At 51.1% G+C, this 21820-nt stretch carries 17 protein-coding genes and 7 pseudogenes; 5 read left to right on the forward strand and 19 right to left on the reverse strand.

Annotated elements, in window-relative coordinates:
- The first annotated feature begins 364 nt into the window (after positions 1–364).
- On the forward strand, positions 365–1069 hold the full coding sequence (locus AC1M2H_RS28010) for an IS6 family transposase (RefSeq protein WP_480152281.1): 705 nt from the start codon (positions 365–367) through the stop codon (positions 1067–1069).
- A 193-nt stretch (positions 1070–1262) separates the two neighbouring features.
- On the opposite strand, the gene AC1M2H_RS28015 is transcribed toward AC1M2H_RS28010, so the two are convergent.
- The 10 genes and pseudogenes from AC1M2H_RS28015 to AC1M2H_RS28060 form a co-directional block, all read right to left on the reverse strand.
- Positions 1263–2012, reverse strand: coding sequence for an SDR family NAD(P)-dependent oxidoreductase (locus AC1M2H_RS28015; protein ID WP_480152171.1), 750 nt, complete (start codon positions 2010–2012; stop codon positions 1263–1265).
- Between the two features lie 29 nt (positions 2013–2041).
- Positions 2042–3070: an IS630 family transposase gene (locus AC1M2H_RS28020; RefSeq protein WP_480152282.1), complete on the reverse strand. Its 1029-nt coding sequence runs from the start codon at positions 3068–3070 to the stop codon at positions 2042–2044.
- Positions 3071–3170: 100 nt separating this feature from the next.
- A pseudogene (locus AC1M2H_RS28025) lies at positions 3171–3667 on the reverse strand (IS1 family transposase).
- A gap of 98 nt (positions 3668–3765) precedes the next feature.
- Positions 3766–4623 (reverse strand): MBL fold metallo-hydrolase, encoded by an 858-nt coding sequence (locus AC1M2H_RS28030; RefSeq protein WP_480152172.1) that lies wholly within the window; start codon positions 4621–4623, stop codon positions 3766–3768.
- A gap of 44 nt (positions 4624–4667) precedes the next feature.
- Positions 4668–4964: a ferredoxin family protein gene (locus tag AC1M2H_RS28035; RefSeq protein ID WP_480152173.1), complete on the reverse strand. Its 297-nt coding sequence runs from the start codon at positions 4962–4964 to the stop codon at positions 4668–4670.
- The gene (locus AC1M2H_RS28040; protein WP_480152174.1) at positions 4961–6274 is read right to left on the reverse strand and encodes an FAD-dependent oxidoreductase; all 1314 of its coding nucleotides are present in this window, start codon (positions 6272–6274) and stop codon (positions 4961–4963) included. The genes AC1M2H_RS28035 and AC1M2H_RS28040 overlap by 4 nt, the downstream gene beginning before the upstream one ends.
- A 72-nt stretch (positions 6275–6346) precedes the next feature.
- On the reverse strand, positions 6347–7837 hold the full coding sequence (locus tag AC1M2H_RS28045) for an FAD-dependent oxidoreductase (RefSeq protein WP_480152175.1): 1491 nt from the start codon (positions 7835–7837) through the stop codon (positions 6347–6349).
- 40 nt (positions 7838–7877) lie between these two features.
- Positions 7878–8804, reverse strand: coding sequence for an electron transfer flavoprotein subunit alpha/FixB family protein (locus AC1M2H_RS28050; RefSeq protein ID WP_480152176.1), 927 nt, complete (start codon positions 8802–8804; stop codon positions 7878–7880).
- A 37-nt stretch (positions 8805–8841) separates the two neighbouring features.
- Positions 8842–9576: a hypothetical protein gene (locus AC1M2H_RS28055; RefSeq protein ID WP_480152177.1), complete on the reverse strand. Its 735-nt coding sequence runs from the start codon at positions 9574–9576 to the stop codon at positions 8842–8844.
- A 42-nt stretch (positions 9577–9618) separates the two neighbouring features.
- Positions 9619–10380 (reverse strand): glucose 1-dehydrogenase, encoded by a 762-nt coding sequence (locus AC1M2H_RS28060; protein ID WP_480152178.1) that lies wholly within the window; start codon positions 10378–10380, stop codon positions 9619–9621.
- Positions 10381–10886: 506 nt separating this feature from the next.
- On the opposite strand from AC1M2H_RS28060, the pseudogene AC1M2H_RS28065 reads away from it, so the two are divergent.
- Positions 10887–11227 (forward strand): annotated as a pseudogene (locus AC1M2H_RS28065) (IS1 family transposase); the annotation flags it as partial.
- Positions 11228–11404: 177 nt separating this feature from the next.
- Positions 11405–11759: pseudogene (locus tag AC1M2H_RS28070) on the forward strand (IS1 family transposase); the annotation flags it as partial.
- A 10-nt stretch (positions 11760–11769) separates the two neighbouring features.
- On the opposite strand, the gene AC1M2H_RS28075 reads toward AC1M2H_RS28070, so the two are convergent.
- Positions 11770–12491 (reverse strand): IS1 family transposase gene (locus tag AC1M2H_RS28075; protein WP_480152179.1). Its coding sequence is split into 2 segments (ribosomal slippage): positions 11770–12248 and positions 12248–12491, totalling 723 coding nucleotides; the frame shifts between segments, so codons are not numbered across the junction.
- 347 nt (positions 12492–12838) lie between these two features.
- Between AC1M2H_RS28075 and AC1M2H_RS28080 the strand changes: the two genes are divergently transcribed.
- Together AC1M2H_RS28080 and AC1M2H_RS28085 are read left to right on the forward strand one after the other, a co-directional pair.
- A complete protein-coding gene (locus tag AC1M2H_RS28080) occupies positions 12839–14215 on the forward strand; it encodes a Fic family protein (RefSeq protein ID WP_480152180.1) in 1377 nt (458 codons plus the stop codon).
- Between the two features lie 85 nt (positions 14216–14300).
- Positions 14301–15457 (forward strand): annotated as a pseudogene (locus AC1M2H_RS28085) (IS91 family transposase).
- 148 nt (positions 15458–15605) lie between these two features.
- On the opposite strand, the pseudogene AC1M2H_RS28090 reads toward AC1M2H_RS28085, so the two are convergent.
- The 8 genes and pseudogenes from AC1M2H_RS28090 to AC1M2H_RS28125 all read right to left on the reverse strand — a co-directional run.
- Positions 15606–16103, reverse strand: a pseudogene (locus tag AC1M2H_RS28090) (transposase); the annotation flags it as partial.
- Positions 16104–16273: 170 nt separating this feature from the next.
- Positions 16274–16531 (reverse strand): immunity protein, encoded by a 258-nt coding sequence (locus AC1M2H_RS28095; RefSeq protein ID WP_480152181.1) that lies wholly within the window; start codon positions 16529–16531, stop codon positions 16274–16276.
- Positions 16531–17415, reverse strand: coding sequence for an S-type pyocin domain-containing protein (locus AC1M2H_RS28100; RefSeq protein ID WP_480152182.1), 885 nt, complete (start codon positions 17413–17415; stop codon positions 16531–16533). Before AC1M2H_RS28100 ends, AC1M2H_RS28095 begins: the two co-directional genes overlap by 1 nt.
- 163 nt (positions 17416–17578) lie before the next feature.
- The gene (locus AC1M2H_RS28105; protein ID WP_480152183.1) at positions 17579–18046 is read right to left on the reverse strand and encodes a DUF6392 family protein; all 468 of its coding nucleotides are present in this window, start codon (positions 18044–18046) and stop codon (positions 17579–17581) included.
- Positions 18043–18459: an S-type Pyocin family protein gene (locus AC1M2H_RS28110; RefSeq protein ID WP_480152184.1), complete on the reverse strand. Its 417-nt coding sequence runs from the start codon at positions 18457–18459 to the stop codon at positions 18043–18045. The genes AC1M2H_RS28105 and AC1M2H_RS28110 overlap by 4 nt, the downstream gene beginning before the upstream one ends.
- A 59-nt stretch (positions 18460–18518) precedes the next feature.
- A protein-coding gene (locus AC1M2H_RS28115; RefSeq protein WP_480151901.1) for an IS3 family transposase occupies positions 18519–19705 on the reverse strand; the annotation gives its coding sequence in 2 pieces (ribosomal slippage) (positions 18519–19429 and positions 19429–19705; 1188 coding nt in all).
- A 27-nt stretch (positions 19706–19732) separates the two neighbouring features.
- Positions 19733–21226: pseudogene (locus AC1M2H_RS28120) on the reverse strand (S-type pyocin domain-containing protein); the annotation flags it as partial.
- Positions 21223–21810: pseudogene (locus AC1M2H_RS28125) on the reverse strand (tail fiber domain-containing protein); the annotation flags it as partial. The pseudogenes AC1M2H_RS28125 and AC1M2H_RS28120, both read right to left, overlap by 4 nt.
- Between the last annotated feature and the right edge of the window lie 10 nt (positions 21811–21820).

The raw sequence follows: 21820 nt of genomic DNA on the forward strand, positions 1-21820 counted from the left end.
AATATATGGAACAATCATCAGCTGAAAGAGTGGTACATATTGTGTTTGCTGGGGACGCGGGGCAGGGTGGCGATCAGGAGATCCGGAACCTCCGCTTTTCGGATCTCAGGAGGAGGAGAAAGTGATTATTGCATGAAGGGAACAAAAGTGGTCGGATTGTTGCGGTAAGTGGATTATTGCTATCTTAGCAACAATTTTAATAATTCCAGACCCTTAAGCACTAATCAGAAAGACCATGCGCAGGTACAGAGTATTAATGTATGGTAGACCTGCACAGTATGCAGATACATAACATAAGTGGGCACTGTTGCAAAAATCTGCTGGTGATAGACTCATCTTCACCTTTTTGCTGACGGAGCAGCACATGAACCCATTCAAAGGCCGGAATTTTCAGCGCGACATCATCCTGTGGGCGGTACGCTGGTACTGTAAATACGGCATCAGTTATCGTGAACTGCAGGAGATGCTGGCCGAACGCGGAGTCAACGTTGATCATTCCACGATTTACCGCTGGGTTCAGCGTTATGCACCTGAAATAGAAAAACGGTTGCGCTGGTACTGGCGTAACCCTTCCGAGCTGAACCCGTGGCACATTGACGAAACGTACGTGAAGGTGAATGGCCGGTGGGCTTATCTTTACAGGGCCGTCGACAGCAGGGGGCACACCGTCGATTTTTATCTCTCCCCGCGTCGTAACAGCAAAGCTGCATACCGGTTCCTCGGTAAAATCCTCAACAACGTGAAGAAGTGGCAGATCCCGCGATTTATCAACACGGATAAGGCGCCCACCTACGGCCGTGCGCTTGGCCTGCTCAAACGCGAAGGCCGGTGTCCGTCAGACGTTGAACACCGACAGATTAAGTACCGCAATAACGTCATTGAATGCGATCACGGCAAGCTGAAAAGGATAATCGGTGCCACGCTGGGATTTAAATCCATGAAGACGGCTTACGCCACAATAAAGGGTATTGAAGTGATGCGGGCACTACGCAAAGGACAGGCCTCATCATTTTATTATGGAGATCCCCTGAGCGAGATGCGCCTGGTGAGCAGAGCATTTGAAATATAAGGCCTTTCAATAAAACTACAGGCTACCTTATCGCGAACTTTGCAACAGTGCCTTCCACACCATCATGACCGGGCGTTGCACTTATTATACCCGAAAAACTTCAAGGTGCAGGATGTATGGTTCCATGTCGCTGCCATAGCCGCAACATCCTGAAGCAACACATTCAGCAATTTGTCGTATCACGGGAATTTCATCAGCGACCACCTGTGACGGGTATTATACTTCCAGTCACATAGGTTGACTCCGGCGATAAAAGCCATGCTACAACATCAGCAACTTCGCGTGGCTGACCTGCCCTTCCTAATGGGACAATTTGACGGGCAATATCTATTATTTCAGTTGATGCCATTCGGGTTTCAATTATCCCCGGTGCAATTGCGTTAACCCTGATGTTCTCTTTTCCAACCTCATTAGCAAGGGCCCGGGTAAAACTGTCAACAGCACCTTTACTCGCCGCATATGCAGATAATCCATTCAGTCCTCCAAGGCGTGCGGCAGCGGATGATATAAAGACAATATTTCCACCTGAGCCGCCATGCCGGGTAGAAAATCGACGTACAGCTTCACTTGCACACAGGATCAGGCCAGTAACGTTAATGGAAAAAAGACGTTCTAAATTTTCGGGTGTCTGCTCGTCTACTCTTAAAAAATCGCCCTGAATGCCCGCATTACCAACAAAAGCAGTTAATTTCCCTAAATTTTTTTCTACATCCGCAAATAATGCTGGAATGTTTTGAGGGAGTCCAATATCGCTTCTGAAGGTTCGTGCGTATCCTCCGGCATTAACAATTATTTTTACTGTATTCTCTGCTTCTTGCTGATCATTTGTATAGTTGACGGCGACTCTGAAACCTTGTTTAGCAAGTTTAATAGCAATCGATTTCCCTATCCCACGGGCACCTCCAGTGATTAGCACTGTCTTTTCTGGATGTTTACTATTCATAAGTTCGCCTCTTACTTTACGTCAATATGCTATGAAGATGCTGAACTCAACATCTGAAAATTGTCGTTGATACGGCTGCGGAGTTTCTGCTCCAGTTCCGGCAGGGTTCGTTCAAAAAATCCTTTTATCGCGTCCCTGAAGGCTTTCGCCGACGCAAAATACCGGTTATTCCGCACATGCTCATTCATCACCTTCCACAACCGTTCTGTCAGGTTCAGGTTCGGGCTGTACGGCGGCAGATAATGCAGTTCAATATTCATCACAAAGGCCCAGTCCTTAACCAGCGATGCACGGTGATAAGGCGCGCCGTCCAGTATCAGATGCACTTTCTGCGACACCGGATAAGTCTGGCGAACCGCAATAAAGAACCGGCAGATGGCATCCGCATTAATCTGCGGATAATCACGGGTCACCGTCCGGGCCAGGTCGTTCACACTGAGGGCGCTGATGATGTTCAGGCGGGTCCGGCTCCCGGTGGTTTTCACTGCTTTCCGTTCCCCCTTTCTTATCCAGCCGCAGCTCAGCTTCGTTGACTGCGTCGGATGAACCGCATCCATAAACAGGATGGGTTCGCTGTCACCGGCTGCCTGCTTCAGCGCCTCATAATGCGTCATGAACTGCTGCTGTTGTTCAGGGCAGAACTTATGGGGAATACCTGACGGTTTTTTCCACGTGAACCCGTTGCGGTGAAGCCACTTATTCATACCCGGAATGCTGTAGCGCACACCGAAGCGGTCACGGACAAGCGACACGATACTGGCCGTCGTGATGTGAACAGTGTCAGTCAGAAGCTGACGAAGTTTAGCAGACTCCCCGGGAGTCAGATGCTCCTGCGAACCGCCGTTATCAGAGGTGAGTTTACCGTCGCTGAGATAATCAGAAAGATGACGCAGAACCGTGGTCTCATGAATAAGCTGAGACTGCGCAATCATGGCAGGAGACCAGCCCTGAGCAGAAAGCAGCACGCAGCGTATCCGGTCGCAGACACGGCGGTCACGACTCTGCCGGTGCTGAGCCTCAAGGGCGGCAATCTGTGCGGAGGTCAGTTTTACGTTCATGGCCTGAGCATGATCCTCAGCACCGACGAAATCAAGCAGTTTCAATGATCACGGGTATATCTGAATTCGCGTTTACTCAAATAGTTGGTAATGCATCCAATTAGTAGAACATGTATTTCTCGATGAATGCGCCGATGACTTTTTCGTGCAATTCGATGGAACGTGAAAAACATATTGTTTTGCGTGCCAGCCGCTTGATACGGGTTCGCAGCGTCAGATTGTTTCGCTCAATGCGCTGTGTGAAAATTTTACCAGTCAGATGTATCTCCTTCGGCACCTCTCTGGCGTAGCTTCCCCAATCGTCGCTCGTTATCATGCCAATGCTGAAGGGGGTCAATAACGCCAGCAGCTCCTGACATGTCTCATCATTACGGGGGCCGAACGTATAAGCCAGAACGCCCCCTGTTTTGGTGTTGTAGGCATACCAGAGCCAGTGCTGCCGGGCTTTACTGCCGACAAAGCCCCATTGCTCATGGTGAGTAAAAACACGCGGTGGCAGTCACGACAGCGAAATCTGTCACGGCCTTTAGGGTTCTGACCATGGCGATAAACCTGAGCAGACTGACAACGGGGACAATGAACGTTAACGCTGGCCATGAGAAAACCTCAAAAGCGGGCATTATACATCAATTCAACTAATTAGAGGCATTACCCTTTATCTGTTGGCTGCCTAAATTGAAATATTCAACAGGAAATTAGAATGCTGACGGCATGTGCCGCAAAGCTAAAGGCCAATCGCCGGGCCAGACATATTTGTCTTTGAGTATTCGAGCGCTGTATTCCAGGCAGATCTTCACCGGCAGATTAGGATAAATCCGCTCCATTTCCTGTTGTAATTGCTCAGCGGACGTCGTTATACGGAACTGTTTTATAAACGTGCGAATATACTCACGGGTGAAACCGATTGCCGAGGGGCTGAGCGTTGGATTCTGCGGCGAATGCCCCGCAACAACAGCAACGGGATGTAACTCTTCCAATTTATTTAGGTTTTTCAACCATTCCTCAATTAGCTCCGGTGTTCGCATGTCGGCAATCCATACATGAGTATTGGAAAATACCAGGTCGGAGGCAATCAGTGTTCTGAGTGACGGGATCCATAGCGGTGCGATAGTGACGCAATCACCGCACATCAAGCCCAGTATGTTGATTTCTTCACCTTCCAGTTGCAGGGTGTCGCTATCAAGCTTCTCCACCACGTATTTTATGTTGGCACCGTTTTGGTCCAGCACGGCATTGCCCCAATAATCGATTTTGAAATCATAAGCATCGTTGACGTCATCCGCCGCCTTGCCATATGACACTACTCGCGCCGCAGGATACGCAGCTTTGATCACTTCCAGACCGAGAAAATGATCTGGGTGCAGATGTGTGATGAACACCATCGTCAGTTCGCGTCCCAGCTCCATCAGTTCGGCGACTAATCGATGGGCATTGGATAGCGTGAATTGGGCATCAACCAGAATCGCTTGTTTATCTCCGTAAATGATCGTCGAACTGACTCCGAATCCTGCCGCTTGATCGCTGCTGACAAATACTTTGATTGATAAACTCATAAACCTACTCCTAGGTAGTGAAAATTCATCTTATTTTTCCGTCATTACCCTTCGCGATAAATAATGCCCTTGCCGCCGCGCGGATAATGCCATTTGACTACTCCGGGCGGCGTGACGGCCAGACAGGTACCGCATTCCAGACAGGCGGCATACATCACGCCTATCGATCCGTCTGGTTGTAGCGAATAAACATTTGCTGGACACACTCGCACCAGAAGCTGACCTGCCTTAGTGGCTCTGGCCGCCGCTTGATCTACGTCGATATGGGATAATTCCGGGTCGGTATCGTAACGATTGTGATACAGCCGCTCAGCGACCGAGCCAAAAAGCATATCGTTCATAGGGACCTCGCAGCGGCAAATATATCTTTGATTAACAGCCCCATTTTTAGCGTAGAATGCCTGAATGTCTTCAAGGCAGTCGGCAGTATTCGTCGGCGCGGTTGCGTATCAAGGTGGTACATCTCCAGGAGAACGTTGCTAAGTAACGCGCCGTAATCACCGTAGAGTCGGGGATTTTCCATGAATGCCGGCGCTTTGGCATACGTATGCATATCCTTGCCGACGAAGCTGTTATTCAGTTCAGACAAATAGGCATCCAAGCATCTCTGGGAAACGTTGCCTTGGCGCAGTGCGCTGTCAATAGCCTTGGCGGCAGCCAACGCCGAGCCTGCCGCGAGATCCATGCCTCGTATCGTCAGGCCCGTATTGAGTGTGAAACCAGCGGCATCGCCCACCACGACTAATCCCGGCCGGACAAGATCGTGCACCATGGCTTCGCCACCTTCAGCCACAAGATGGCAACCGTACTCGAGTAATTCACCACCGCGTAAGAAAGGCGCGATAGCCGGATGGTGAAGAAATCTATCATGCAAATCCGCTGAACATACCTGGCGCCGAACCAGTTCATCAAGCCGCAGAACGACACCGATTGATACCGAATCTCTGTTGGTATACATAAACCCGCCACCGCCGATGCCATCGGTACAATCGCCGACCAACGCATATGCAGCGCCATCATCGCCGGTCAAATTAAAGCGATCTTCGATCTGCATTTGCGTCAGTCGAATCACAGATTTAACGCCAACCGCCAAATGATGGGTCGGTTCTTGGGCACGAATACCAGCGTCCTTGCAAATAAAGGAGTTAATACCATCAGCGGCGACCACTACATTGGCGCGCAGCGTGTCGTCGCCTGCGCGAATACCGACGATACGATCGCATTGTTTGACCAGCGAATCGACTTTCACGCCCGTCATCAACATAACACCGGCTTCTTCGCACTGCCCCGCCAGCCAGTCATCAAGCCGAGCACGCAATACCGAGACGGCGGTGGCAGGTTGTGCTAACCGCTGATCGAGATAATCCAGATTGACGAAAGCATTTGGGGTCAAAAAAGACAGACAGTTGCGGGTAATTCGCCGCTCCACTGGCGCTCTATTGATGAAGTCGGGAAACACCTGTTCCATCACGTGACAATAAAAAATCCCGCCCGATAAATTCTTGCTGCCTGGCTTGGCGCCACGTTCAACCAGCAACACAGAATGACCCGCGCTAGCCAATTGATATGCTGTTACACAGCCGGCGACACCGGCGCCGATCACAATGACATCGAAATCGACGTCGGCGGAGGTAGAGTACTGTTCAGCCATACGATTACGACTCCCTAACGACAAAATAGAGAAAACGCCGTGGCCGGGTGTTACCGATCGCGGCGTAAATCATCACGCCGCGCTATGTTGTCCAAAAACACTCAGTACATGACGCGCCGCCATCCGACCGGACGTATGCGCGAAGCCATTGGCTGAACCGGGTACATCCAGATTGTAAGTATCGCCGTACAATCCGCTGGCATCGTTACCCACCGCGTACAAACCGACTATCGGCTGGTTGTCACGGCCTACGACTTGTAGATTGCCATTAACCCTGATACCACCAGTAGACACCAATACGCTACCGGTCATATTGATGGCATAGAACGGCTCTTTCCGCACTGGGCGTAAAAACCTAGCTGGTTTATAAAATAGCGGATCGACGCCATTGTCGTAGGCCAGATTATAGTCAGCTACGGTTTGATCGAGCACCGCCGCGTCAAGTCCCATAGATTTAGCCAGCGCCGTTATCGTATCGCCTTTCCAGGCCAGACCGTCGGCAATATCCTGCCCCAGCTCGGTCAACAGTCGACTTAACTTCAACTTAAAGGGAATGAAATCGCCTAATCCGATATCTGAACCATCTTCCATCAAATGCCGGACAGTTTCACTGTCTATAATAGCGAACACAGTTGCTTCCGGTTGTTTGGATATGATGTTGCCAGCATCCGAGAAACTCATAGCGACTTCTTCATTAACGAAACGACAAGCGGTTTTGTTAACCCACAGCACAGGTTGCGAGCCAGCGCCGCTAACGTGCGAGGTCAGCGTTTTGCCGCGTGCGCAAGGAATAATCATCAATGCGCCAATGTTATCAGTGTCGGCACCGGCTTGCAGAGCCATGGTCAGACCGTCCCCTGTGTTTTGTGTCGGTACGCAAGCATAAGTATCGTCTAGATACCGTGCCTGCCAGGCATATTTTTTACGCAGTTCAGGGCTGTTGCCGAAACCGCCGCTGGCGATAATTGTCGCTTTACAAGATAGATGCAGCAGATTTCCGCTTGAATCCTCAGCCAGTACACCGGCTACTGCGCCAGCGCTCATGACGATTTTTTTAGCCCGTGTATCGGTGAAAATGTCTACGCCAGCATTGATACAGGTACGTAACAAGATGTCCTGTACATGGGCGCCCAGTCCGTCCGGTCGATGGAAGGTATATAATTCCAACGGCTGTTCATAGGCGTAAATGGTTACATCGGTGTAGACAATACCCAGCGATTTGAGGATATCAATGGTTTCTGCGGTATTGTCGACCTGCATCCGTACGACTTCTGGGTTAGCGCGTTGATGACTGTATTCCATATACCGACGGAACCCCTCGGCTCGGGTAGGGAAATGCGCACCGGCATGATCTGGCGTACCGCGTGCCTGCTGTTCGCTCGATTCAAATGCCGCGGTGCCCTCGGCATAGATTGATGTGCCGCCGGTCTGCGGCATTTTTTCCAGCAGGGCAACCCTTAGTCCTCCCTGTGCTGCGGTCAGTGCGGCCGATTTACCAGAGCCGCCACCGCCGATGACGATAAGATCGTACTCCGCATCAACCGGTGAAATTTGTTCGGACATAATATCTTCTCCTGTGGCGTTGTTCTTAGCTAAGTTCCGGTTACTGACTAGCCTCTAGGGCTGCGGTCAAAGCTGGAACGATGCGATAAAGATCGCCGACAATGCCGATATCGCAGTATTTGAAGATCCTGGCGTCAGGATCGTTATTGATGGCGACCACCACTTTAGCGTCGCGTACGCCGGCAAGATGTTGAGGTTGGCCAGAGATACCCACGGCGATATAAAGTTCGGGGGCGATTTGATTATGGGTTGATCCAACTACCCGGCTGGAGTCGAACCAGCGCATATCGTCGCATACGGGTAAAGAGCAGGTGATTTCGGCATGCATGGCGGTAGCTAATTTTTTGATAACGGCGAGATCGTCACGAGCGTGTACGCCGAGTCCGATGCCTATCACGCGTGCGGCGCTGTTCAGCCCGCTACCATCGGTATCATTCTGTACGGTATTGATCACCCGTAACGTAGCTGTGGGCGCGGCCATGTCAATGGGCTGTACTTCAGCGGTTTGGCTGCTTCCCGTCTCAACATCCGCGCCTTCGTAGATGCCAGCCAATGAACCGTGGACGGCTAATGTTTCAATAATCCGGCCTTCCGCCGCACTTCGGCTGACGTGTAATACACCTTCTTCGAGAGAAAGATCGCAGATCGCGGCGACAATGGCGGCATCCAGACTCGCGGCGACTGTGCCCAGCACGGCCCGTCCCGGTGCGGCGTCAGATGCCAGAACGACGCGTGGCGCCGCATTGGCAATATCTGCCGCAACCTGTGCCCCATAGGCTTCGATTGGCACGCCGTCGGCAACTTCATACCAGCGTACCGTATCGAAACCGACCGCTGCGGCGGCATCTGCCAGAGCACGGGAGCCGATAACTGCGGCGGTGACGTGCCCGCCAATCTGGCCTGCGGCCGCCGCCATGCCGCTTGTCCGTCGATCATCGACGATAATAATCCAACTGCCTGTATTCACTGCATACCTCCATCCATTTTTGCCGGAAAGCGGCAGTTCACAATACGCCCTGAGTACGCAGCGCACTCAACAGTTCATTTGTTGCCCGCTGCGGATCCGCGCCGTCAATGATATGCGTAGTCGATTCGTCGGGCAGCGCTGTGCCGAGCACAGTGACCGTAGCTGCTGTTGCTTGGTTGAGATCCGCAGAGGCCAACTTGGTGATGATTTTTTTGCGTGCAGCCAGCACATCTTTCATACTCGGCATTTGTTGTTCGGCGCGATTGGCGACCATGGCCACCAGGGCAGGTCCAGTGATCGCGATTTCTTGACTGGAATTGCCGTGCCGACGTGTCGCTAGCCAGTCCTCGCCTTGCCGCCGAATATCCGTAACTCTGTTCAATGTCGGCCAGCCCAGTTGCCCGGACAAGGCGGCCACAACGCCGTAATCCCAAACCGAGTCGCCAATCAGAACCAAGCCTACGTCAGCTATTTCCTTTACTGCCGCCGCTAACATCATGCCGGTGACCATACTATTCGGGACAACCGTCGCATCGCTTATTACCACCGTCTGCGCCGCGCCGCGTGCCGCGGCCCAAGCTGTATCCCCGTCGCCGATGGTCAGACCGATAATTTCATCATCAGCGTTTGCAATTTCTCCCGCCGCCAGAATAGCCGCAGGATCGTCATCACTGACGGCCATTTTTACGCCACACCATTCAAGGGAACCCTCCGCTCCCACCCGCGCATCTTGTGGATTACGCGAACATTTGAATACGACAATTATCTTCATGTGTTCTCCTGTTATGTCGCACGCACCAATGTCGGCACAGGCTCAATGAGCCGTTTGCGCGCCGTCCACCGGAATAACGGCACCCGTAATAAATGACGCCATTGGGGATGCCAGAAATAACACAAGCCCGGCAATCTCCTCTGGAGAGGCAATCCGATTGACTGCATTGAATGATTTGACTTTCTCGCACATCTGCAGATCGACGATCCAGCCACGGGTCATCTCTGTTTCGGTAAATCCCGGACAAACAGTATTGATGCGGATATTACGTTTGGCATATTCAAGCGCAGCGGCTTTAGAAAGCCCCGCAACGCCATGTTTGGCAGCTACATAGGGGCTCATACCCGGATCGGCAACGATGCTAGCCACCGAGCCGCAATTAATGATGGATCCGCCGCCACTCTTCAACATTGCTGGGATCTGGTATTTCATGCATAAGAACACCCCTTTGAGATCGACCGCCAAAATTTGGTCGAAGTCATCTTCAGTCTGTTCTGTCAGATAAGCGGTGACGGGTAATAAGCCGGAATTATTGAATGCCACATCCAATTGGCCATAGGTTTCCAACGTGACATCTACCAAATGCCGCACCTGTGCGGCGATACTAATATCTGTTTGTACGAACTGGGCTTCGTTGCCGTTATCGCGTATGGCTCGCAAAGTGTCATCGGCCTGAGAGCGTCCTGCAATGATTAGCTTGGCACCTTGACGAGCGAATGCCTGTGCGGCGGCGCGTCCGATCCCCGATTTACCACCGGTAACCAGTACCACGCGCCCGGTAAAATCCAGCAATTGCTCCGGCATAATTTTCTCCTAAAAAATTATACCCGTCATACTTCAAGTTGCATGTGCGTTGGCTTTCCTCGCTCACCCCAGTCACTTACTAGAGTAAGCTCCTGGGGATTCACTGCGTCGCCGCCTTCCTGCAACACGAATTATTTAGGGTATATTTGCTATTGCGAATGCCATCTACAGGTAAACAATCAAATAATATTCTGCATGCCGCATCGCGGTTCATAGGTAATGGAAAAATTGGGGGATTTTCCTGCCGGAGTCAAAATTAAAATTAGTTATAAATGGTGTCAACGTATAGATTTTTTATAGAAATGTTTCTTTTAGAGAAATACGTTAAAAGTAGAAATTTTGTATAGTCGCGAATTCAGATAATAAGTTCAACGCTCGGTAATGCGGATGTCGGGACGGTTAGCTACCGATAAGATATCCTGCTCTTCCGACCAAAGATGAGCGAGTAACCGGTAATGATCCCAACTTACTGATTTAGCGTATGATAGTGTTTTTGAGGAGCTTCAGTGGCTTCCGCCTCCGTCTGCTGTCCCTCCTGCTCCGCTACTGAAGGCGTGGTGCGTAACGGCAAAAGTACTGCCGGGCATCAGCGTTATCTCTGCTGCCGTAAAACATGGCAACTTCAGTTCACTTACACCGCTTCTCAGCCCGGTACACACCAGAAAATCATTGATATGGTCATGAACGGCGTCGGATGCCGTGCCACCGCACGCATTATGGGCCTGGGCCTCAACACCATTTTCCGCCATTTAAAAAACTCAGGCCGCAGTCAGTAACCTCCCGGATACAGCCGGGCAGTGACGTCATGGTCTGTGCGGAGATGGACGAGCAGTGGCGTTTCGTCGGGGGGGGGTTGTTTAATAATAGGGAATCATGCTGTTTTGACATGCCTGTTTTGGTGAAAGATGCTTGTAACTCTTGCGTGATCCTTCCAATTCTGACTTTAACCCACTGATTTTACGTTAGGGAAGTCTGACGTCTTTGTAGCTTCGCAGCATAATATCTATTTATTCAACAACGCCTCGTCGGGGCCGAATCGCGTCAGCGATGGCTGTTTTACTCGTATGACAGGATAAGCAGAACGGTGGTGGCACACGTCTTTGGTGAGCGGAGCATGGCAACACTGGAACGTCTTCTGAGCCTGTTGTCAGCATTTGAAGTAGTGGTATGGATGACGGACAGATGGCCGCAGTATGAGTCACGGTTTAAGGGAAAGCTGCGTTATCAGCAAGCGTTACACGCAGCGTATTGAGCGGCATAACCTGAACCTGAGGCTGCATCTGGCCCGGTCGGGCAGGAAGTCGCTGTCATTCTCAAAATCGGTGGAACTGCATGACAAAGTCATCGGGCACTATCTGACGATAAATAATTACCAATAGATTGAAGTCATTACACATTTTCTGGTGCTGCCTCCAATTGGTAGAACATGTATTTCTCGATGAATGAGCCGATGACTTTTTCGTGCAATTCGATGGAACGTGAAAAACATATTGTTTTGCGTGCCAGCCGCTTGATACGGGTTCGGAGGGTCAGGTTATTACGCTCAATGCGTTGTGTGAAAATTTTACCAGTCAGATGTATCTCCTTCGGCACCTCTCTGGCGTAGCTTCCCCAGTTATCGCTCGTTATCATGCCAATGCTGAAGGGAGTCAATAACGCCAGCAGCTCATGACATGTCTCATCGGTGCGTGGGCCGAAGGTATAAGCCAGTACGCCACCCGTTTTAGTATTGTAAGCATACCAGAGCCAGTGCGGGCGGGCTTTACTGCCAACAAAGCCCCACTGCTCATCAAGCTCGCAGATGAGTGCCACATCGCCATGAGCGACAGGAGAAGCGGTTATCCGGGACGGCGAGAGCTTTTTAACGACCGTATGACGGTATTGATACCGACCTTCAGAACTCTGGCGGTATCCCGGACGCCGGCACCGTTGTACGCCAGTTCAACTATCTGTTCTTTTACGCCGGGTTTTCTGGCTTCATAGGTATAAGCCAGCTGGAAAACGCGGCGACACGAGCGGCAACGAAAGCGCTCGTGCCCGGAACAGCTGTGCCCATGGCGATAAACAGAATCGGAATGGCAGCGAGGACAATGAACAGTAATGGAAGCCATAGAAAACCCTAAATACCAGTTGCATATCATGGTTTTCTATCGATTGAAGGCATTACCCATTTTCTTAACCATGAACTCGTTCACATTATCCGAATAATGATTATCTGAATATAATGTTTAGTTTTAATGAAAAAATGGAGTTCAATCTAAACAATAGAGACATTTTGTATATTTTTACTCATGATGTAGATCAAATTGAGAAGAATTTACGTTCTGGTATGTATTGATATATGTCATGGAAAATGTGAATAGGTTGCCGTGACAAGAAAAATGACCCTAACGCATTGGGGGTCTCAAGAAACTTGGGTTCTTGTTCGGAATCCGCCGCCGATATCAAGGGGTACTCTATGACTGCTAACGAATCGCCTTCACTAGGGCAATCCCTGCAAATATTGTTTGATGATGTGTCATTTCAGAAATTACTCAAAATATTTTCGCAAAAATGCATTTCTTGGGACGAATTCCTTTCTCTGAATTTGCCGCCCAACATCAGTCCGCTGGCCATGTGGGATATCATGAATCGTATGAGCCGGTACATGGGTATCGATTTGCCGATCCCGGATTTGAATAATGAGGAATACTGGTACCGGCGTACCCATGAATTGACAGACATTATCAGCATCGTCACTCGTGCTTGTGCCCCCGATTCCCACTTGCATCGCACCATGAACGCTGCCAGCAGTCAGCATTTTCTGATGAATGTCCGCATTTCCGACGTTACCGCGGCTATCCGGCTTGACGGATTATCATTCTCAATTGGGGACGCCGATATCCAGTTATGTCTTGATCGAACGCCACGTAACGCCACCGAACGGTTGGTGGCCAATACGTTTAACGCCATAGATCGCCTTCCGAATATGGTTGACGAGCCTTTTTCAAGCGATTTATTCGTGCAGTTGCGCGATCAGTTGTTGGAAGGCGTGAACATCAGCACAATGAAAACCACCCGAGCTTCGCTGGGTACTGGACTGTTCGAATGGCCTAGAGCCATGACCGAGCAATTTGCCAACCGTCAGATGGACTATATTGCCGCTTATGCTAATCATGAAACGGGGGAGTATGATCATGATGTACTACGTGCGTTGATTTTGAGCGATTCGTTTCGTTTTTATCGACCACTTAAGGAAGTGAGTTACCAAGTTGGTCGGCTGGCAGCTCATCTGTACGCGCTCAAGCATGATCTGCCCGTACTGGGATTGCTACCGATTTCCCGCCTAAAATTGGATTGGGACGAAGGGTGTATCTTGCCTCCGCTGGTTTCATTCGACCGCACCGCTTATGAAAATCTGCGCATTCACACTCCAGGCGATCTGACTTCATTGCAGACTCTCACCGCGCAATTAACCTTACTTGCCTTGCGTATCGTCGAACATTACGTTAACGGTTGGGAAAACTGGGACCGGGCATTGCGACAGACACTAAAAAAAGATATTCAACTCAACGATCGCCAGCGTTCCATCCTTGGACGAGCGCTACGGAAGCCAGAAGCAGAATTTACCCTTCGTTACCACAAGAATAATCACAGCATTGCCTATCCCACTGCCCGTCGCGATTTTCTTGAACTGGTGGATAAAGGATATCTGACATTGCAACAAAGGGGGAAGGCATTTATTTTCATTCCGCATCATGGCTTGCGCGAGATGTTTACAAATCAGGAAACGCTGGCCAAATTGCAAGATTACGCTATTAATAAATCATTTTATGGTAATACCTCCAATCAGTAGAACATAGCACGCCTTTGGCGTGAGCGGCGCTGCTGCGCAGCTTCGGGGATGTTCATGACCGCTGCCCCGTTTTATACTCTGCACCATGTATATCCCCCGCCCCGCAAGGCTGCTTTTCTCCATTGATGACGGCTGGAACGCATGCTCGCCTGCGGCACCACCGCCATGGGCGTCCGCCGTTACTGTTGTTCTTCTCCGGACTGCTCTCACTCCCGTTTCTTCTGCCAGAGCTGTGGCTCAAGAGCCTGCAGCTCCTGCGGATTTAAAGCCACGGAACAGTGGATTGCACAGCAGACCCACATTCTTCCCGACTGCGACTGGCAGCACATCACCCTGACCATGCCCCATCTGCTGTGGCCCTTTTTTAATCACAACTGGCCCCTGCTTAACCACCTCTTCCTGGCGGCCACCCGCGCCATGCTCCGCCATGCCCGTAAACAGGGTCTGGAAATCGGCATCTTCTGTGCCCTGCACACCTACGGTTGCCAGCTGAACCCGCATCCGCATATCCACGTCTCCGTCACCCGGGGCGGGCTCGATATTAAACACGGCGTCGGGAAGAATATCTTCTTTAAGAAGGATAAGGTGGAGGAAATCTGGCGCAATGCCGTCACTGAGATGTTGCGGGAACACTATGAGCAGATTAATCCCGGCGGCCTTGCGGGTTACGGTCATATCCGGGATGAGGAGCACTGGCGGCGCTACCTTCGTGCACAGTGGCAGCGGTACTGGAAAGTTCACTTCGCAAAAAAGACGCACGGTGCCTGGCGGTGCGTGAAATACCTGGGCCGGTATCTGAAACGTCCGCCGGTGTCGGCCTCGCAACTGCGGCATTACAGCGGCGGCGCCGTGGTGCATCACTATTACGACCACCGGACACAGCGGCACCGGCAGCAGACGCTGTCGCAGGAAGAGATGATCGGACGCTATATCAGCCACGTGCCGGAAAAGTATTTTAAAATGGTGCGGTATTACGGATTTTTATCCAGCCGTAAACGGGGCACGCTGCTGCTGAAGGTGTATGAGGCCCTGGAGATGGAAGCGAGGAATAAACCGAATAAGCCCGGCTTCGCCGCGCTGATGAAAGCGTTCCTGCGCACGGATCCGTACAAATGCATTCTGTGCGGCGACCGGCTGCGCTTTGTCAGCGCGCAGGCGGGCAGACACGCCACGGAGTTAGTGGCAGAAAGGCTGCACAGTATCGACCGGAAACGATGGCTTCTGTCACAGGCTGCAGGATAAGTGCGTCTGAAAAACGCATTTCAGGTTAAAAATTAGCCAAAAGGTGTTTTTTTCATCATTAGTTCCCCCACCGCACGCCATTACTGCTCTCCTGACGACCCTGTTCATGGTCTTAAATTTTTTAAAACGCTTTTCCAAATCGCTAAACATCAAGATAAACAATGGGATAGACTGCATCCAGTGGACGATTTTGCCATTCGACAACCTGCTCAATGACAGCATCGGTGACCTTTGAGACCAGGGCCGGTGAGACATCCGCGTCATACAGCTCTTTGAACGCCGCTGCTATCTCACGGGTGGTCATCCCTTTGGCGTACAACGATAAAATCTGGTTATCCATCCCGGTGATCCGGGTCTGGTTTTTCTTCACCAGTTGCTGTTCGAAAGAGCCATCACGATCGCGCGGTGTACGCAGCTCCAGGGGACCATCGCCTGTGATAACCGTCTTTTGAGTATAGCCGTTACGGGCGTTGGTCGCCGGTTTGGGCTGATGTTTATCGTAGCCGAGGTGATGGGTCATTTCGGCGTTGAGCGCCGCCTCGACACTAATTTTTTTCAGCAGACGATCGAACTGGTTGAGATCGTCAGGGGTTTTGAGATTTTTGGCCAGTTCGTTAGCCAGGGCCTGCAACTGTTTTTCGTCCATAAATTAACCTGCTTTTGATGTTGGATTGAACATATCAAAATCAGGCAATTACACAAATCTATGTACAGGCTCAACCATCAAGTCTGAGCTAATACAATTAAAGGCATTACCAAAAAGCGCAGATCCGCTTAATCATCTTTTCGGATCTGCGCGGCAGAAAACCGGCAACGTTATTTAATGCCGTATTTATTTTCAGTCACGAATTTTGGTTCTTTCCAGTTTGGTCCCTTCACTACCTTGCCATTCTGATCCTTAAGCACTCCAGTTCGAAACAGTTTATCGTAAATTGAAGAAAGTTCACCGCTGGAAATAGCCTCAAAGTTATTGTAAGTATACAATCTATCTAGCTTACGGTAATCGGATGTTGGTCCAAGAAACGTTAAAACATCCGTTATACTTTCATTTTTGACAATATCTTTCAGGGACATTATTTTTTTCCTCCAAGAGCATCTTTAAGTTCCTGTTCATATGCAGCCTGAAGAGCATCTTCAGTATAAAGAGCCTGCTCCTTTTCGTTTATTTTGAAATCCTCAAGAGTCGCTGTATGCGTACTGTTCCACACTGCTTTTTGCTCCTGAACGCTTTTAGGAACTTCACCATCTTTGATGCCAAGGTTGCGATAACGCTCAAGCTCTCTTACTTCATGAGTATAAAAACGTTTATCTGTGTCCGTCGCCTGCAACTCACCTTTCAGAATTTTCTCAAGGCGGTCAATCATCACTTTATTTTCTGGCGTTGACTCAAAGCGTCCCGTATGCAGCTTCACCCTGTCCACACCGTCACGGTCAATGGTGGCCCCTTTCCAGTCCAGATTCTGAACGGGACCGCCAGCTTTATCCGTGTTGTAGTCACGCCCGCTGTATTTCCCTTTTGCGTTGGTTTCACCATAGGGTCCGCTGAGCATAACGTAAATCGGCTCAACGCCCGTCCCGGTCGCATCAGGCTGCCAGTAGATGAAGTCCTGCAGAGGCGGAATATCCGCGGTCGGGAACGTGGTGGTGACGATGCTGTCAGCCTGTTTCACCTCCGTCCCTGTGTGCACAGGCGTCACCGGCGCCGGCGAACTGTTGCCGGTATGAGATGGCGCCGCCGGACCGACCGGCACAGGATTCACCAGAATGGTCCTCGACGGCGCACCGGCCACCGCCGGCACCGTGATTTTATCCAGGCCGGTGGTTTTGTCACGTACGGCGCTCAGCACCGGCACCGTGGCCGTAATCCCGCCCGTCCCCGTCCTGACCAGGTTAACCGACTGCCGGCCGTTACCGTCGTTCGAGATATACCCCCTGACCGGCAGGTCAACGGTCTTCATCCCCGGCTTAAACGGTAACCATAGAAAACCCTAAATACCAGTAGCATATCATGGTTTTCTATCGATTAAAGGCATTACCAAATGGAGGATACACTACCTCCATTTTTATTCACGATGTAAAAACGCCACCTCTGAGGATGGCGCAGGTGAGGGAAAATTACGATTACCAGCGTAGTTCTGATGTTGGCATGAATGTAATTGATGTCACATTTTCTTCCATGTCATAATCAATCTGCATATTTACTGGAATGTTGGTATTTTTAATATCAAAGAGATCTGCCCACCCTAAAGCACGCTTCATGACCATTTTTGGTGGAGAGCTTCTGAGGGGGGGGGCAATGTTCTGATGTACCCATTGGCGTGACATTTTTTTTTCTAACCCAAAAGGCAAATTATTAGGGAAAAACCATTTTTTAATATCTGGCCTAAGAATATTTAATGTTATTTCTTGGAGAATTCGTCCTTCACGTTGAAACGAAAGATAAACACCTTCGTTTTTCATATCCAAACTGAGGTCTGTATCTCCAGAAAAACCTGTCGGAGGACTTTTATAAGGTATGAGCTCTGCATTGATCAAATCGTTATACGATTTGCCCAAATTATTTATTAATGCCTCTATGTTCACAGTCATTTGTATAACCCCATGTCTTTGTTCAGTTTGTGCATTTTTGCTCTTGCAGCATCAATCTGAGTTTCGGTGGCCCCGTATTTTTTTAAGGCTGGCTTGATGGTGTCCAGATTGCGATCAAGAGCAGCTCTCAAATTTTTGGAGTCCAGATCTATCTGAGTCGGAGTGTTACGTCCACCATATGTTTCGCTAAGTTTCTGGTGTACATCTTTGGGGACGACTATTGCGGCAACATTGTTGACCATCTCATCCAATAATTGCTTACTCAGTCGTGGATTTTCACGTAATAATGCAGCACGGACGGCAGCGGCAGACGGCATATGATCCGCTTCATATGTACGCTGACGCGAACGCCCTCTGAAGTCGCTATATAGCTCAACCTCAAGGAATTCTACAGGCGGTTTCGCCAGCATCACATAGATGGGCTCAACGCCGGTCCCTGTTGCATCCGGTTGCCAGTAGATGAATGATCTGGTCAAGTTAAACAGGACACTTTTTTCTCAGCCATCTGTTCATATCGCACTGGCGATAAATACCCATTCGAAGCATGGTTTCTGTCAAGATTGTAATAACGCATATAGTCTGCAACATCACGTTTCATACCTGCCCGCGTCTGCTGCGGGATCAACAGCACCCATTCATGTTTCAAACTGCCCCAAAAACGCTCCATTACCGCGTTATCCCAGCAGGCGCCAACATCTCCCATGCTGCTTCTGAGTCCGTAACTGGTTAACAGCGTTTGGAAGCGCTTGCTGGTATACTGCGCTCCACGATCGGTATGGACGACCAGCCCTGTCGGTGGATTGCGCAGGTTGTAAGCCTGCATGAGAGCCCGGCAAACCAGCGACGATGTCATTCTCTTGTCAATGTGCCAACCGACGATCCGGCGGGAATATAAATCCATGATCGCAGCCAGGTACAACCAGCCTTCACCCGTTTTCAGATACGTAATATCACTCACCCATATCTGGTCCGGTCCGGGAGGATTGAAGTTCTGATTCAACAGATTTGGTGCAAAATCAGCCCCTTTCTTCGGTTTCGTTGTGACCTTCCAGGCGCGGCGTTGCCGGCAGAGAAGTCCCTCTTCGCTCATGATTTTTCTAACGCGCCAACGACTTATGGTGACGCCTTCTTCACGGAGCTTTTTAACCAGCGTTCGGCTCCCGGCACTTTCCCGACTGGCAGAGAATAACGCCTTGAGCATCACCCTGACTGCGGTATCTTTCGGCGGGCAGGCTATCGGCTTTTTTCGCCAGGCATACCATGCGGACGGGCTAATGCGCATCACGCGACAAAGCGTCCGTAGCCTGTAATTACCTGCGTTATCGAGGATAAACTGGTATCTCACGACATGTGCTTCGCAAAGAAGGCGCTCGCCTTTTTTAATATTTCCTTCTCAATGCGTAACTCTTTGTTTTCTAGACGTAGCCTTCGGAGTTCAGCTTGTTCATCTTCACTAAGCGGACTTTCATGGCGCTGGCGCGCGGCGGCGACCCAACTGCGCAATGTTTTGGCGCTGATCCCCAAAGAAGTTGCGGCACGCGCAATGGAGTAATTTTGCGTCAGCACCAGGGCCACCGTTTCCTTCTTAAATTCTGGCGTAAATTTTCGCTTCTGATTCACTAAACACCTCCATTTTGGATGTAAGTTTAGTGTCCTGATTATTCGACCACAGCAGAAGTCCTGCAGCGGCGGAAGGTCCGCAGCCGGGAACGTGGTGGTGACGATACTGTCCGCCTGTTTCACCTCTGTCCCGGTGTGTACCGGCATCACCGGAACCGGTGTACTGTTGCCGGTATGTGACGGCGCCGCTGGTCCTACCGGTACCGGGTTAACCAGAATGGTCCGCGACGGGGCGCCCGCCACCGCCGGTACCGTGATTTTATCCAGCCCGGTGGCCTTGTCACGCACGGCGCTGAGGACCGGTACCGTCGCGGACACACCGCCGGTACCGGTTTTCACCAGCATTACCGACTGCCGCCCGTCATCCTCCGTAGTGATAAAACCCCGCACCGGCAGGTTGACGCTCTTCATACCCGGCTCGATACCGCTCTCCGTGAACAAGCGGGCCTGAGCGGCCATCATACTGATATCACGTCCGGGAACCCTGCTGTCATTACCGCCACCGGCACGGGGCGAAAAAAATATCGTTGATGCAGCGGCAACCATGGGGCCCACGGTAGTGGCTGTAGCGGTTTCTGCCACGCCCACAACACCCCGCCACAGGGCTGAGGAAATCCAGCCCGAGAACTCAGCGGTTGCTGTCATTACCGCACCGGCAACGCCAGGCAAAGCCGCCTGAACCCGTGCCGCCAGAGTGGACAGCTGTATCATAGCCGGAGCACGGTTCAGTAACGCCACGCCGGGCATCATCATCGCCCTGGTGGCCGCTTTCACCATTTCCGGCGTGTAAACCGGGGTGTCCTGAATACCCGCCTTCGCAAAAAGGGCCTTTCGGGCCTCTTCAGCCTTCCGGCGTTCCTCTTCAGCCTTCCGGCGTTCGGCTTCTGCTCTGGCCTTCGCTTCAGCGTCGGCTTTTTCAGCTTCCGCCCTGTCCGCCTCGGCTTTCGCTTTCGCGGCGGCTTCCCGTGCTTCAGCCTCCGCCAGTTTCCGGTCGGTTTCGGCCTTCTGTCGTTCAGCCTCCTGCTGAGCCTGCAGGGCCGCCTGATATTCCCTTTCAGCCCGCTCCGCCTTTTTTCTTGCCTCCCGCTCAGCTCTGGCGGCACTGTCATAGGCAGCCGCCGCCGCTAGCGCCTCATTGTTAGCATGGGCAAGGTCAGTGACACTGGGTCCCTTGTTTTTCTGCAGCGCGTTGTTCACCACATCTTTAAGATGCTGTGTGAGCTTATTCCGTGACGCTTTTGCTGCCCGCTGAGCCGCGACAGCAGCACTGGCTCTGGCGGCCTGCTCAGCCTGCATCTTTTTCAGTTGCGCTGTTGACCATCTGGCTGCGGCATGAATGGCTGCTGAATTTTCTGCCTGAATGCGGGAAAGTGTTTTGTTACCCACATCGGCCTGTACGCTGCCGCTACCCGGCACAATATTTGTCGTCCCCCCAGAAAAGCCTGTGCCACCATCCCCACCAACAACGGTCATCTCCTCTTCACCATCTGCGTTAACGCCGAGGGAAACCATTCCGGGAGGAGCGGGAGTAAGTGGAACTGGTTGATTATCCGTCATCATTTGGTCTCCTTTCCGATACGGAGCTCCAGCTCATCCAGACGACGTTCGAGATCCTGTCGCGACTCCTCCTGTTCTTTCATCAGCGCTTCTTTATCTTCCCGGCGGGCCTGACGTTCTTCCTTAAGTGCTTCAATCAGCAGGGCTACTACGCCATTGATGTTAACGGCACGCGCATCCTCAAGAATGCTGTCGTCATTGAGCGTCAGCGTGGTCTGTGTCACGGCCTGTGGCAGTACGGTCTCCACCTCCTGGGCAATCACGCCCGCTTCCGGCACACCCTGTTTGAGGTAGGTGTAACCGCCGATGCTGTCGAGTTTGTCCAGCGCATTACCGATTTTTTCAATATCTGTTTTCATGCGGGCATCGGAGCTGCTGTGCCAGGCGCCGTTGGTGTAGGCATGGCCGTCGTTACGGAATTCATACCAGCCCTGAGCGCCGCCGTTGGCCACATGCAGCCCCAGAAAGTGATTCTGTCCGATACGCTCATAGTGATAGATATCAGTTGATAAATCGCCAGCCCCCTGAATCCATATCCCGTTGGTTTTATGGTCCTTTCCTTTGTTCACCCTGCGGACACCTGACGCGTTTGCTGTG

It is taken from the genome of Klebsiella sp. F11 (assembly GCF_056712265.1).

What these genes read in the sequence shown, in the direction of transcription:
- AC1M2H_RS28010 (WP_480152281.1), top strand. Translation starts at nt 365, where the DNA reads ATGAACCCATTCAAAGGCCGGAATTTTCAGCGCGACATCATCCTGTGG.
- AC1M2H_RS28015 (WP_480152171.1), bottom strand. Translation starts at nt 2,012, where the DNA reads ATGAATAGTAAACATCCAGAAAAGACAGTGCTAATCACTGGAGGTGCC.
- AC1M2H_RS28020 (WP_480152282.1), bottom strand. Translation starts at nt 3,070, where the DNA reads ATGAACGTAAAACTGACCTCCGCACAGATTGCCGCCCTTGAGGCTCAG.
- AC1M2H_RS28030 (WP_480152172.1), bottom strand. Translation starts at nt 4,623, where the DNA reads ATGAGTTTATCAATCAAAGTATTTGTCAGCAGCGATCAAGCGGCAGGA.
- AC1M2H_RS28035 (WP_480152173.1), bottom strand. Translation starts at nt 4,964, where the DNA reads ATGAACGATATGCTTTTTGGCTCGGTCGCTGAGCGGCTGTATCACAAT.
- AC1M2H_RS28040 (WP_480152174.1), bottom strand. Translation starts at nt 6,274, where the DNA reads ATGGCTGAACAGTACTCTACCTCCGCCGACGTCGATTTCGATGTCATT.
- AC1M2H_RS28045 (WP_480152175.1), bottom strand. Translation starts at nt 7,837, where the DNA reads ATGTCCGAACAAATTTCACCGGTTGATGCGGAGTACGATCTTATCGTC.
- AC1M2H_RS28055 (WP_480152177.1), bottom strand. Translation starts at nt 9,576, where the DNA reads ATGAAGATAATTGTCGTATTCAAATGTTCGCGTAATCCACAAGATGCG.
- AC1M2H_RS28060 (WP_480152178.1), bottom strand. Translation starts at nt 10,380, where the DNA reads ATGCCGGAGCAATTGCTGGATTTTACCGGGCGCGTGGTACTGGTTACC.
- AC1M2H_RS28080 (WP_480152180.1), top strand. Translation starts at nt 12,839, where the DNA reads ATGACTGCTAACGAATCGCCTTCACTAGGGCAATCCCTGCAAATATTG.
- AC1M2H_RS28095 (WP_480152181.1), bottom strand. Translation starts at nt 16,531, where the DNA reads ATGTCCCTGAAAGATATTGTCAAAAATGAAAGTATAACGGATGTTTTA.
- AC1M2H_RS28100 (WP_480152182.1), bottom strand. Translation starts at nt 17,415, where the DNA reads ATGAAGACCGTTGACCTGCCGGTCAGGGGGTATATCTCGAACGACGGT.
- AC1M2H_RS28105 (WP_480152183.1), bottom strand. Translation starts at nt 18,046, where the DNA reads ATGACTGTGAACATAGAGGCATTAATAAATAATTTGGGCAAATCGTAT.